Raw genomic sequence first — 13,197 nt, 5'->3', positions numbered from 1 at the left:
CGGGTGGGGACGAACGGCCGGCCGGTGCGCGGCGGTGGGCGAAACCCGGTTGGTCCGGCCGACCGCCGCGCGCACAATGGCGCGCATGGCCATTTCCTTGCATCACATCGTCATCGACGCACACGATCTGCCCGGACTCGCGCGTTTCTGGGCCGAAGTGTTGGGCTGGCAGGTGTTGTCCGAGCGCGAACGCGAGGTGGTCATCGGCACCGAGCCGGGAGCGCCGGTCGGTATCTGCTTCATGCCGGTGACGGACGTGAAGACGGTCAAGAACCGACTGCACCTCGACCTGACCCCCGGCGCCGGTCCCGGCGAGCGGGACGCGGAGATCGAGCGGCTGATCGCGCTCGGCGCCCGCCGCGTCGACGTCGGCCAGACCGGCACCGAGTCGTGGACGGTGCTCGCCGACCCGGAGGGCAACGAGTTCTGCGTGGTACGGGCGAAGGCGACGCTGATCGGTTGAGCGATCGGCCTTGGTCGAGGGGGCGTTCGCGAGCGGTGCGCGGGTGCGGGCCGACGCGTTCGCCCCGGCTCGGTAGGTCAGGCCGAGGTGGTCGGCGGGTGGCCGGAGCCGCTGTTGCCGCCGCGACGGCGGGTGAGTCGGTCGCGCAGGTGCCGCTTGCCCTGCTCGACCTGGCGCGGATTGCGGCGGATGTACCCCTGGATCTTCTTCACGGTCTTCGACAGCGCGCTCATGTCGTGGTCCCTCCCTGATGCCCGGAAACGCGGGCGTCGGCGTCCCCGAGGGCGCCGATAACAGGTGTTTGCCCCGGTCTGGACCGGGATACGCGGTTCGGCCGGGCCGAATCCCCCGGAACTCCCCAGGAAATCCGCCGAATCGGCCCGCCGAGGCCCGCTGAGAGGGAGCGGGTAGCCTGCCGGTATGTCTCACGTCCTCTCCGTGAACCTGGCCCACCCGCGCGCCAACCCGGTGAAGGCCGGGATCGACCTGACCGGGATCGACAAGCGGCCGGTCGACCACGCGGTCGCCGTGCGACCACCGGGGCCCAAATACGGCGGTCACGGCAGCGGACTGGTCGGCGACGAGATCTACGACCGGCAAAACCACGGTGGCAACGACCAGGCGGTATACGCCTACGCCCGGGAAAACCTGGACTTGTGGGCGGCCGACCTGGGCCGCGAACTCGCCAACGGCAGCTTCGGCGAGAACCTGACCACGACCGACCTCGACGTCGAGGCGGCCCTGATCGGCGAGCGCTGGCGGGTGGGCGGCGCGGCGGGTCCGCTGTTGGAGGTCTCCGTCCCGCGCATCCCGTGCTCGACCTTCGCCCACTGGCTGGACGAGCGGCGCTGGGTCCGCCGATTCACCCAACGCGCCCTGCCCGGAACCTACTTGCGGGTGCTGGAACCGGGCGAGGTGCGCGCGGGGGACCCGATCACCGTGGTCTCTCGGCCCGACCACGACCTCACGGTCGGGGTGTGCTTTCGGGCGCTGACCATCGAGCCCGACCTGCTGCCCCGGTTGATCGACGTCGAGGAACTGCCGGGCGAGGCACGCGAGGTGGCCCGGAAGCGCACCGGGGTGATCCCGGTGCAGTTCGTCTCCGACGGCGAGTAGCCGCTATCGGCCGCCGACGAACGTCGGCGGGACGCGGTCGTGCCAGGGCAGGGCCTGTTCGAGCAGCGCGGCGACCCGAAGGAGGGTGTCCTCGCGGCCGAACGGGGCCACCAGTTGCACGCCGATCGGCAGGCCGTCGGCGCTGTGCCCCAGCGGGAGGCTGATCGCGGGCTGGCCGGTGACGTTGAAGAGCGCGGTGAACGGGCCGTAGGCGAAGATCGTCTCCAGCCAACCCCGGACCGAGTGCTTCGGGTCGTCGAAGTCCAACGTGCCGTGCGGTGCCGGGAGTTGCCCCAGGGTCGGGGTGATCAGCAGGTCGTGATCGGCGAAGAAGGCCCCGACCGAGCGGGACACCCGGTTGTGCGCGTCGAACGCGGCGATCAGGTCGAGCGCGGTCACCGCGTGTACGTCGTGCAGGATCTGCCGGGTGACCGCCTCCAGCTTGGCCGGGTCCGGCGGGCGGGGCGCGCCGAGCAGTGGTGCGGCGACGAACGACACCACCTCCGGCACCAGCCCGTCGAGCACGCTCTCCCAGTCGACCACCGGGCTCGCCTCGTCGACCCGATGGCCGAGTTCGCCCAGCAGCCCGGCGACCGCCGTGGCCGCCCCCGCCGCCTCGGGGTCGACGGCGACGCCGGACCACGCCCGGGTGGTCACGCCGATCCGCAACGGCGGTACGTCGGCGCCCGGTTCGGCGGCGTAGGGCCGCAGCGGGGTGGGCGCGCCGTACTTGTCGCCCGGCGCCGGACCGGAAACCGCGTCGAGCAGATGCGCGGTGTCGCGCACGGTGCGGGTGAGCGCGAAGTTGTACGAGATCCCGAAGAACGACTCGCCCAGGTCGGGGCCGCACGGGGTACGCCCCCGAGTGGGCTTGAGCCCGACCAGTCCGCAGGCCGAGGCGGGCACGCGGATCGAGCCCGCGCCGTCGGTGGCGTGCGCGATCGGGACCGCGCCGGCGGCGACCAGGGCCGCCGCGCCGCCACTGGAGCCGCCGACGCCGCGCTCCGGATCCCACGGGTTGCGGGTGATGCCGTACTTGACCGACTCGGTCGCGAAGCTGATCGCCATCTCCGGCGCGGTGGTCAGCCCGAGGGTGACGAGACCGGCGGCCCGGAAGCGGCTCATCAACTCGCTGTCGTGCGGCATGACCACCCCGGGCACCGCGCGGCTGCCCAGGAAGAACGGGACGCCGGCCGCGACCGGCCCGGAGTCCTTGATCAGGAACGGCACGCCGGCGAACGGCGCGTCCGGGTCGGGGGAGCGGTCCAGGGCCGGCTCGAACACGGGCAGCGCGAGCCCGTTCAGCTCGGCGTTCGCGACCTCGATCGCCTCCCGGGCGGCCTGCTCGACCTCGGCCGCGGTGACCTCGCCGCTCCGGATCAGGTCACGCAGACCGACTGCGTCGTACCGGGCGTACTCGTCGAGCCGCATACCGCTCCGCTCCTGGAGTGGGGATGTCGATGGGTCAGGCCGTGGCGGGGTGGCTCCGGTCGGTGGCCAGCTTGACCGCGAGGCCGCCGAGCACGGTGCCCATGACGTAGCGCTGGATGCGCAGCCACGACGGCCGCTTGGTCAGGAAGATCGCGATCGAGCCGGCCGCGAGGACCAGGACGCCGTTCACCGTCAGACTGATCAGGATCTGGATGGTGCCGAGCACGAACCCCTGAAGCAGCACGTGCCCGGCCTTCGGGTCGACGAACTGCGGGATCAGCGAGAGGTACATGATCGCGGCCTTGGGATTCAGCAGGTTGGTCAGCAGCCCCATGGTGAACAGCCGCCGGTTGGAGTCGGGCGCCAGTTCCTGCGGGGCGAACGCCGAGACGCCACCGGGCCGCAGCGCCTGCCAGGCGAGCCAGCCGAGGTAGGCGGCACCGGCCAGCTTGACCGCGAGGTAGAGCTCGGGCACGACGAGGAACACGGCGGACAGGCCGAGGTTGGCCATCGACATGTAGATCATGAACCCGAGCGCCACACCGAGCAGCGACACCATGCCGGCGCGGCGGCCCTGGGTGATGCTGCGCGAGGTCACGTACATCATGTTGGGCCCGGGAGTGAGCACCATCCCCAACGCTACGGCGCTGACCCCGACTACTGCGCTTGTCTCGATCACACGTGCCCCCGCTGTCGCACCACCGGCCGCCTGTCACTTGCAATCCGCAATTCTGTCGCCTTCAGCCTTTTCCCGGCAACCGAGTTGTCCCGTGCGCGCGGCAGCCGCGCTCACCCCCGCCCGAGCCCGAGCCGCCGCCGCCACGCAGCGGAGATCCGCGGCCGGACCAGGACGACCCCCTGCTGGGTGGCGAGCGCGATGTCGAAGTCGGCGAGGAGCGTGGCGCCGTTGATCCGGGCGGGCAGGGGCGTGCGCCAGATCGGGTTGCCGTCCGGGAGATGACAGAGGGTGATGCCGTGCTCGTCGTCGACCAACACGAGAGCTTCGCCGTCAGGGGAGTTGCCGGTCCAGAGGAGGCGCTTGGCAGGGACGGCAAGGCGGCCGACGTCGTTCGGGGAGGCGGAGTTCCAGATGTGGACCGAATCGGCACCCGACAGGTCGTCGTCGCGACCCGTGGCGAGCAACAACGCGTCGTTCGAGGGAAGACGCACCCAGGCCATGTCGTGTTGGTCGGCATAGTCCACCTGCGTCCACCACGCGGCGGGGAGGCGACGCCCCATGCCGACCCGGTACATGCGCCTGTCGGTCAGGTCGAGAACGGCGTAGTCACCCCGGTAGTCGACGCAGGAGACATGACGGGTACCGGTTCGGGTATGGAACGGCAGCATCCTCATCACCGGATTCGGTGTCTCGAAGCGGTCGTGCGCATTACCGGTTACCGCGTCTCGGGTGCGAATCTCCGGGGACAAGAGTTCCCCGGTGTCCGATGTCTCGATTCCCTGGGCGAGTAGGAGTAGCGCCCGGCCGGTCGATGTGGCCAGGGCGGTCGAACTGCACCAGGCCGCGTGGTTGACTGCGGCGGACAGCGGCCAGGCTGTTCCGGGACGGCGGTCCGGCGTGGTGAACTCGACAGTGTCCAGGTTGGGATCGACGGAGACGAGCCGTATGTGCGGATGGGTCGCGGACGGCGGGATCAGGTGGATTTTCGTCATCATGGACATGTGTTTCGGGAAGGCGAGTCGAGTGGTTCGCACCCCTCCGTCGGGGCTCAACCGGTGCCAGACGGTCGAGCCGGAGGAATCTGCGTCCTCCGTACCCTCCTTCCCGTTGTGGGAGGTCTGGAAGATGGAGACCACACCGTCGTCGTCTTCGTGGTGCTGTGTGATGGCAGGCCTGTGCAAACCCGGAAGCACGTCGCCGCTCATCGCACTGTCGGGGTGGTCCAACGGCTCGCGGTCGAGCGTTCGCAGGCCCAGACGGGACGTGACCAGGATCCGGTCCGGTCGTGCTCCCCAACTCCGTACGGACCGCGCCTCGACGGACACGGGCGTGGGTCGACGCGCGGCGCCGGCGTCGGGAACGGTGGTCGTCGGGGGTTGCCAATTCCACAGCCGAACCGTGCCGTCGGCTCCCGCCGCGAGGATGTTCAAGCCGTCGGACGAGGACGAACCGAGTACCCGAAGGGCACACACCGCGCTTTCGTGGCCGAGAAGGGGGGCCCCGAGTGGGGTGCCATCGGCCGCATCGACGATGTGCACCGCACCTTTCCACCCGGTCCGGATGACGATGACGCGACCGTTGTCTCCCTCGGTGGCGACCGAGAGGGGTTTCCAGTCGAGCTGGGTGGAGCCCACGGGAAGACCGGACATCGGCAAGATGTTGACCGAGGACACATCGCCCACGATGTAGGTGGGATCGTCATCCAACCGAACAAAGGCGCCCCACCGGCCGAAGATCGATTCCCCGGGGAGATCGAACGATAGGGATGGGCCGCCGATGCGGACCAGGGTCACCGTTGTCGTGCTCCCTATCTCTTCCACGAGTGCGAGAAAGGTCTCCCCCCTCGAATTCTCGGCGATATCGAGGTCGGGCCGAGCGTGAAGGCCATCGACGAGGACTTCGGGAGGGGCCGACGGATCCCCCTCCAGGTCGTACAGGACGATGGCGCCGGACTCCGCCTCGAACAACGGCAACCGCACAGGGGATCCCGGCGTGCGAATGAGAGCGCATCCGACCAGCGGTGAGAACTCGGCCGAGTGGTGGTCGATTCGCCGGACGACGTGCCCGGTCGTCACGTCCAGAACGTCGACGCCGTCCCATCCCTCGCAGGCGACAACCGCTGTTCCACTGTTCAGGAGGCCTGCGGCGAGGATCGACCGGTACTCGGCGTCGTGTGCGCACGGCAGCCATGTCACATCGTCGACGTTCCACGTTCGTACCTGGCCGTCGTCATCGAGAGTGACCGCAATGGGTCGATCGTGCGCGTCCACGAAGGCCGCGGCGGCGAGCAACTCGTTCGGGTGCGGCAGCGTCCTGGCTGCGGTTTGATCACCGGGGACCCACACATGCAGGCATGTCGCCGCAGGAGGGAGCGCCAACACCAAGGAGCGATTCCGGGGCCGCAGTTCCTCGATCCACCAGTTGTCGTCGATCTCGTCGACCGAGAACCCCCCGGTGCCGTGGTGTCCGATCACCTGATGCGGCGTTACCGACCGCGGCTCCATCCACACCCGTTCCGCAGACGTCGACAAAGCCAGGGCCCGGTCGGCGAAGTCGTGCTCGCCGTTGGCCCGAGCGACGAACGCCAGATGTGCGGCCCGATCCTGCTCCCGCTTCCGCAACACCTCCGCGCACCGCTCGATCACCAGAGGCACCATCGAGTCCTCTCGGACGCGGCGGACCGCTCGCAGCAGGTCCAGCGGGCCGGCGGCCAACACGAACGCCGGGTCCGAGATCAGCTCGCCGATGGTGCCCGCCGCTCCGGCGTGCGTCGCCAGGTGGTAGCGGACATAGGGCTCCGCCTTCGCCCAGTTCGGGCCCGTGCGGTCGGGTAAGGGAGGCGTCAGGGTCAGCAGCGCTGTGACGAAGCACGTCTGGATGTCCGTGAGGGTCCGGGAGGACAGCGCCCGTTCGCGCAGGTGGTCGGTCAACTCCTGGTGGTAGAGGCGGAAATAGCGGTGGCCGCCTACGTCGACCGTGGTGAGGTAGGACCCTTCCTCGTCCACCAACTCGTCGATGTCGCGCTCGCATACCGCCGCGCCCGACAGTCGGGACGCCACCGCCGTCCATACGCCCGCGCGGGGCAGGCCGTGGCCCTCGGCGAAGGCCAAAGTCGTGAGCAGGGTCAACGCCGTGGCGCGGCGGGCCGCCGGCAGGCGCTCCAGGTAGGAGCGGAACGCGCCGTCGACGTCGGAGGGGAGTGCGTCGGCCCAGCCTGACGCCGCTACATTCACCGGCTCCTGCCGCAGCAGGGCGCTTGCCGTCATCCGGGCGACCAGGAAGCAGCGTCCCGCCCGTCGGGCCACCGCCCCCGCGATGACGCGCGCCGTGTCCGGGGCGTCCGTGTACGGCGACCGCACGTCGGTGAGGATGCGCTCGACGTAGTCGGCGACGCTCGTGTCGTCCGCGTAGGTGTCGGCGTCCAGGTCCACGATCGGGGCGTGCTTGCACCAGTCGCTCAGCAGTTCGCGCCGCGACCCCACCACCAACCGCACAGACGGCACGTCGCCCAGTGGCCGTAGCAGTTCCCACGCGATCCGGCGCGCCTCGACGATGTCGTGGCCCGGGCCCGCTTCGTCCAGCGAGTCCACCACCACGCGATACGGCGCCTGCCGGCCCGCCAGCGCGGCCAACAACGCGTCCACGCTCGACGCGCGCACGTCCGCCGCGCCGGCCAGGCGGCCGATCAGCGCGTCGATGGTCTGATGCCGGGCGTTGATCGACACGTCGATCGGAGATGCGCCGCCGGAGGTGTCGCCTTCGAGCACGATCCGGCCGAGCAGCGCCGATTTGCCCGAGCCGGGCGCGCCGGTGACGGCCAGCGGTCCGCGTCCGCCCGGGCCGGCCAGGCGGGTGCGGACCACGTCGAGGGCGTGTGCGCGGCCGGTGAAGTACGAGCCCGGGTCGTGCACGTGTTCCACGCCGCGTCCGCGCGGCTCGAAGTGCGCGGTCACGTCCCCGACTTCGCCCTCAGCCCGGCCGTCCGGACCGATCTCGGCCGCCGGGTCGAAGGCCGGGTTCGGGAAGAACGGGGGCTGGATCGACTGGTCGGTGACGGAGCATACGGCGCGTTGAGTGTGCCCGGCGGTGACGAAGGCCCGGTTGATCCGGTCGGCGAGCAGCGCGGGGGACAGCCGGCGCTGCGAGGCTCCGTCGCCCGCCGCGTGGGCGCGGGCGAGTTCGGTCACGAAGTGGCCCTCATCGCACGCGAGTTCCCGACGCCGGGCCGACGCCAGCACCCACGTCCCCGAACCGGGCTCCTCACCACGCGCCCGGGTCGCCGCGAACGCCGCCGTCACCGCGCCGAGTTCGTCCGCACCGAGACCGGCATGGCACGCGTCGACGATGAACAGCACGTCACGGACCGGCGATTCGGCCAGGATCGCCGCCAGGTTCTCCAAGGACAACCACGTGCGCGGTCGGGTCGCCACCGAGCCCGCGCAGGCCAGCCGATACGGGCCGGCGATCGGCGGGTCGCCGTGGCCGGCGTAGTACACGACCACGACATCACCCGCCGTCAACCCGCCACCCGCGCACCAGTCCGCCAGCGCATTCTCGAACTCGTCGGCGTCCGGGTCGCGTGACACCTCGGCCAGCACCCGCTCGTAGCCCATCGCCCCGAACAGGTCCACGATCCGCCCGACATCCCGGTGCGCGCCGCGCAGTTCGCCGAGTTCGCAATAGTGCCGCGTCCCGGCCGCAACCAGATATCGGCGCGGTTCGCTCACTCGCCCGACCCGGTGCCGCCCGCCGCCCACCGCAGCGCCTCGGCCCGTGCGTCGAACCGGTCCGACTCGTCCGCGCGCAACCCGGCCACGATCGCCGTCCCCGTCTCCACCGCCGTCAGGTAGCGCGTCGCGTCGTGCATGTGGCTGCCGTTGTCGACCACCACGTCCCGCACCCGCTCGCCGAAGGTGTGCCGCAACTCGCGCACCACGGCGACGACATCGCCCGAGTCGGCGATGTTGGTCCAGGCCCGCAGACCCTGCGGCCACCACCCCATGCCCTCGATCGGGGCCGGACGCAGCCGGTCGTGCACCAACGCGCGCATCCCCAGCGGCGAGCCCAGGGTGACCAGGGTGTCCACCCGGTGCGAGGTGTTGCACAACGTCTCGTAGGCCACCACCGACCCGAGCGAATGGGCCACCACCACCCGGGTCTTTGGGGTGATCCGCGCCGCGACCCGGGCCCGGGCCCGGGCCCGGATGTCCTCGTCGGTGAGATAGCGGACCATCTGCTTCAGGTCGCCGATCAGCGCCCGGTCCAGCACGCCGGTCAGGAAGCGCGCGCCGGTCAGCGCGTCCAGGGCCGCCCGCACCGCCTTCAGCCGTACCGCCCGCGAGCCGACCGCGCCGGCCGTGCCGCGCGTACCGCCGGAGTCCGGACCCGGCACACCCGGATCGACCCGCGCGGCCTCCGCCCACCACGCCATCAGCAGGTCGAACTCGTCGTCGTCCACCACGTCGGCCGCGTCGAAGGGCTCATCCCCCGCCGACCGGGTCCCCGCCGGCCGGAACAGGTCGCCGTAGAAGGCCACCCCGACCTCCTCGGCCGCCGGCACCGGCCCCTCGGCCAGGCGGGTCCCGCCCCGCAGTTCGGGCACCATGTCACGAGCGAGCGAGTCCTCGCTCAGGTACTGCTTACCGACGCCGTGTACAAAAACGACCTTGGTCACGGACCCCTCCCCCTGATGTCTGCGGCAAGCCTAGCCGGCGGCGCGCGGCCGGTGGCCCGAAAGCCGGGGCTACGCTGGGCGGATGATCCGCACCGACCCTCCCGAGGAAGGCTTCGTCTTCGTACGCGAGGCGCGCCCCGGGCCGATGGCCGGTGCGGCCGTCGGACGCCGGATCGCCAAGGCGGACTTCGAGCCGCCGTGCATCGTGGTCGACCGGGAATTGACGAGCGTGATCGTCGGCGGGTGGCCGGGCCGGCTGTACCGGGTCGCGGTGACCCCGCCCGGGACGGACGCCGAGCGCGCGGCGCTGACGCAGGCCAACGAGGCGCTGCGCCAACCCGCCAAGTACATCCGGGCGTTCACGGTGGACGTGCTCGCCGAACTGCCCGCGTCCGCGCTGTTCGGCCCGCACGGCGCGGCGGTGGTGGACGTGCTCGACGCGGCCCGCGCGCTCACCCCGCAGGCCGCCGCCCGGCTCGCCGCGGCCTCGATCCCGGGCGCCGCCGCCCACTACGGCGCGGCCTGGATTCGCTGGCTCGCCGGTGAGCCGAACGCCGCGCTTTACCTCGACCGCGACCACTCCGCCACTCTGGCCATCCCCGGCGCGGGCCCGGCCGATTCCCCGATCGGCAGGGGGTTCCTGGCGGTGTCCGCCACCGTGCGGGCCGCGGCGCGCGAACGCGGTGGTCCGACGGCGTTCGAGACGGTGTACGACGAGGAGGACGGGGAGAGCGAGGAGGTGATGGCCGAGCCGTGGTCGGACGCCCTGGCCCCCCTGCTGCACGCCGCGATGGCGCTCGGCGCGCCCCACCTGATGTCCGCCGCGGACCGGGACGCACTGACCGCCCCCTGGCGCGCGACCACCGCCGACCGCCCGGCCCGCTGACCCGCGCGAGGGCGAACCCGGGCGGCCAAGCCAACCGCCCTACGCCGACCGCCCCGATGCCAAAGACCGCCCCAACGCCCACCGCCCTACCCCACCCGCGCCAAGCCCACCGCCCTACCCCACCCGCGCCGCGACCGCCGCCACGAAGGCGTCCGCCTCCGCGACCGGGCCCGGCCCGAGATTGAGATGGGTGTCCGCGTTCCAGGCGCCGAGCACCGTGACCCGCGCACGGGTGAACATGTCGAGACTCTCCTCCAGGACGAAGTAGCGCGGCTCGCCCACCACATCCGGCCCCAGGAGCAGCGCGTAGTGCGCCTCCGGCGGATGCAGCGCGGGCGGGAAGCGCACCAGCAGGGCGGTCCCTGTGCCCAGCGGCACGTGCGACAGGGCCAGTCCGTCGGCGGGCAGCCGCTGCTCCTCGGGCAGTTCGCCGCCGACGCCGACCCATAGGTCCGCGGTGCGCGCGTTCAGTTCGTCGAGCGGTGCGGCCAGCAGCCCGGCGGCGTTGCGCAGCGCGATCGAGCGGAAGACCACGTGGGCGAATCGGTAGTGGTGCGGTCGGGAGCTCATCCGTGGCCTTTCGGGTGGATCGTCGAGGGTTGGTTCGTCGGGCCGGCCGGCGGGCGAAAAAACCCGTGGCCGGTTCGGCGTTCATCCGTCATCCTGTTCCGCGATGGGAATGATGGACAGCATGGCCGCCAAGGTGGCGCGCGGCGCCACCGTCGAGTTTCGCCCGCGCGGGACCTCCATGGCCCCGCTTATCCGCAGTCGCCAACTCGTGACCGTCGCGCCGGTGGACCCGGCCCGTCTCGCTCTCGGGGACATCGTCTTGGCCAGGGTCGCGGGAAAGATGTACCTGCACCTGGTCTCCGCACTGGATGTCACCCGTTCGCGCGTCCAGATCAGCAACAATCGTGGCCGGACCAACGGCTGGACCTCGTACGCCCGCGTCTACGGGATCTGTGTGTCCGTGGACGGCGTACCCCGTCCGGGCGCCGGCCGCAAGATCCGCGAATCGGTGCCCGCGGACCAGTGAGTGCCGCCGCACCGACCGGAGTCCGGCTCGTGGCGGAAGTCCTGGGGAGGAACCACTCCCGCCACGGGCCGGGCGGCACGACCGCCGGACGGCGATCCACCGCGCCCCGGGACCTTCGGTCCCGATGATCGACACGCGTACGCCGTCCGTCCGGTTGCCCGTGATTCGGGACGACCCGGTGGATTCGTCCGCGGCGCTGCCAGGTAGAGATGCAGCCATGAAGAAGCTGATCAATTCCGCCCGCGACGTCGTCCCCGAGATGTTGGAGGGGCTGGCGCTGGCCAACCCCGGCATCGCCCTGCTCGACGGCGCGAACGTCGCGTTGCGCGCGGACGCGCGGGCGTACGCGCAGAGCGGCCGGGTCGCGGTGATCTCCGGCGGCGGCGCCGGCCACGAGCCCGCGCACGCGGGATATGTCGGGCCCGGGATGTTGACCGCCGCCGTGTCGGGGGACGTGTTCACCTCCCCGGCCACCGACACGATCCTGGCCGCGATCCGCACCGTCGCCGGCCCCGCCGGGGTGCTGCTCGTGGTCAAGTCGTACACCGGCGACCGGCTCAACTTCGGCCTCGCCGCCGAGTTGGCCCGCGCCGAGGGGATCGCGGTCGAGGTGGTGGTGGTCGCCGACGACGTGGCGCTGGCCGCGGGGGAGGGCACCGCCGGCCGGCGAGGGATCGCGGGCACCGTGTTCGTGCACAAGGTCGCGGGAGCGGCGGCGGAGGCGGGCGCGACGCTGGCCGAGGTCCGGGCGGAGGCGGAGGCGGCGGTCCGCGCGATCGGCACGATGGGCGTCGCGCTCAGCCCGTGCACGGTGCCGGCCGCCGGGCAGCCGGGCTTCGAACTCGGCGAGGACGAGGTCGAGTTGGGCCTGGGCATTCACGGCGAGGCGGGGGTACGCCGGGACAAGATCGCGCCCGCCGACACGTTCGTGGCCGAACTCCTGGACCGGATCGTGACGGAGACCGGCCTCGAAGCCGGCGACCGGGTCGCGCTGCTGGTCAACAACCTCGGCGGCACCCCGACCATGGAACTGGACATCGTGCTGCGCGGCGCCGTGCGTGACCTGGCCGGCCGGGGTCTGGTCCTGGAGCGGGCCTGGCGCGGATCGTTTCTGACCGCCCTGGAAATGGCCGGCGTCTCGCTGTCCCTGCTCCGGGTCGACGACGCCCGGCTCACCCGCCTCGACGCGGCGACCTCCGCGCCGGCGTGGCCGACGCCGGTGGTGGGCCGGGTGGGCGAGGTCACCGTGCTGCCGGCGGCCCCCGCTCCCGGCACCGCCGACGCCGGCACCGCGCTGACCGAGCCGACTCCGCTCACCCGCGCCGTCGAGGCGGCGTGCGCGGCGCTGACCGAGGCCGAGCCGCACCTGACCGAGCTGGACCGGATCGTCGGCGACGGCGACCTGGGCATCAGCCTGGCCCGCGGCGCCGAGGCCGTCCGGCGGGAGCTGCCCGGCTATGGCGGCGGCGACCCGGCCGCCGTGCTGCGCGGGCTCGCCGACACCGTACGACGCGCCCTCGGCGGCACCTCCGGGCCGCTGTACTCGGTGCTCCTGCTGCGCGCGGCGAGCGCGGTGGAGGCCGACCCGTCACCGCACGGGTGGCGCGAGGCGCTGGCCGCGGGCGCCCGGGCGGTCGGCGAACTCGGCGGGGCCCGGGTCGGCGACCGCACCATGCTGGACGCCCTCGTGCCCGCCGGCGAGGCCCTGGTCGGCGGCGCGAGCCTGGCCGAGGCGATCGACGCGGCCGCCGCCGGCACCGAGGAGACGGCGACCCACAGCGCCCGCCGGGGCCGCAGCAGCTACCTCGGCGACCGGGCGATCGGCACGGTCGACCCGGGCGCGGAGGCCGTGGTGATCTGGCTGCGCGCGGTCGCCGACGCCCTGGACGCGGAGGACGAGGGGGCATAGCGC

At 72.1% G+C, this 13,197-nt stretch carries 11 protein-coding genes; 5 read left to right on the top strand and 6 right to left on the bottom strand.

Annotation, left to right across the window (positions count from 1 at the left end):
• The first annotated feature begins 85 nt into the window (after positions 1-85).
• Positions 86-463 carry a VOC family protein gene (locus tag ACMXN5_RS02130; protein WP_395786938.1) on the top strand — a complete coding sequence of 126 codons (378 nt, stop codon included), beginning with the start codon at positions 86-88 and terminating at the stop codon, positions 461-463.
• 77 nt (positions 464-540) lie between these two features.
• Here ACMXN5_RS02130 and ACMXN5_RS02125 read toward each other — a convergent pair whose 3' ends face one another.
• The gene (locus ACMXN5_RS02125) at positions 541-696 is read right to left on the bottom strand and encodes a hypothetical protein (RefSeq protein ID WP_395786939.1); all 156 of its coding nucleotides are present in this window, start codon (positions 694-696) and stop codon (positions 541-543) included.
• Positions 697-883: 187 nt separating this feature from the next.
• Here ACMXN5_RS02125 and ACMXN5_RS02120 point away from each other — a divergent pair, with 187 nt between their 5' ends.
• A complete protein-coding gene (locus ACMXN5_RS02120; RefSeq protein WP_439673733.1) occupies positions 884-1,579 on the top strand; it encodes an MOSC domain-containing protein in 696 nt (231 codons plus the stop codon).
• Positions 1,580-1,582: 3 nt separating this feature from the next.
• Here the strand turns inward: ACMXN5_RS02120 and ACMXN5_RS02115 are convergent, their stop codons facing one another.
• From ACMXN5_RS02115 to ACMXN5_RS02100, 4 genes are all read right to left on the bottom strand, one after another.
• The gene (locus tag ACMXN5_RS02115) at positions 1,583-3,010 is read right to left on the bottom strand and encodes an amidase (RefSeq protein WP_439673732.1); all 1,428 of its coding nucleotides are present in this window, start codon (positions 3,008-3,010) and stop codon (positions 1,583-1,585) included.
• Between the two features lie 34 nt (positions 3,011-3,044).
• Entirely contained in the window at positions 3,045-3,689 is a 645-nt protein-coding gene (locus ACMXN5_RS02110; RefSeq protein WP_439673731.1) for a LysE family translocator, read from the bottom strand.
• A gap of 110 nt (positions 3,690-3,799) precedes the next feature.
• Positions 3,800-8,416, bottom strand: coding sequence for a caspase family protein (locus ACMXN5_RS02105; protein ID WP_439673730.1), 4,617 nt, complete (start codon positions 8,414-8,416; stop codon positions 3,800-3,802).
• Positions 8,413-9,363, bottom strand: coding sequence for an antibiotic ABC transporter ATP-binding protein (locus ACMXN5_RS02100; RefSeq protein ID WP_439673729.1), 951 nt, complete (start codon positions 9,361-9,363; stop codon positions 8,413-8,415). Before ACMXN5_RS02100 ends, ACMXN5_RS02105 begins: the two co-directional genes overlap by 4 nt.
• An 82-nt stretch (positions 9,364-9,445) precedes the next feature.
• On the opposite strand from ACMXN5_RS02100, the gene ACMXN5_RS02095 reads away from it, so the two are divergent.
• Entirely contained in the window at positions 9,446-10,249 is an 804-nt protein-coding gene (locus tag ACMXN5_RS02095; RefSeq protein ID WP_439673728.1) for a hypothetical protein, read from the top strand.
• A 114-nt stretch (positions 10,250-10,363) separates the two neighbouring features.
• Here ACMXN5_RS02095 and ACMXN5_RS02090 read toward each other — a convergent pair whose 3' ends face one another.
• On the bottom strand, positions 10,364-10,819 hold the full coding sequence (locus tag ACMXN5_RS02090) for a hypothetical protein (RefSeq protein WP_439673727.1): 456 nt from the start codon (positions 10,817-10,819) through the stop codon (positions 10,364-10,366).
• Positions 10,820-10,940: 121 nt separating this feature from the next.
• Between ACMXN5_RS02090 and ACMXN5_RS02085 the strand changes: the two genes are divergently transcribed.
• Entirely contained in the window at positions 10,941-11,285 is a 345-nt protein-coding gene (locus ACMXN5_RS02085; protein WP_439673726.1) for a S26 family signal peptidase, read from the top strand.
• 217 nt (positions 11,286-11,502) lie between these two features.
• Positions 11,503-13,194: a dihydroxyacetone kinase family protein gene (locus ACMXN5_RS02080; RefSeq protein ID WP_439673725.1), complete on the top strand. Its 1,692-nt coding sequence runs from the start codon at positions 11,503-11,505 to the stop codon at positions 13,192-13,194.
• The last annotated feature ends 3 nt before the right edge of the window (positions 13,195-13,197 follow it).

The sequence above is a fragment of the Embleya australiensis genome (assembly GCF_051903075.1).
In the GTDB taxonomy this organism is placed as follows: Bacteria; Actinomycetota; Actinomycetes; order Streptomycetales; family Streptomycetaceae; genus Embleya.
Note: the sequence above shows the minus strand (reverse complement) of the source record. Positions and strands in the feature narration are given on the sequence as shown.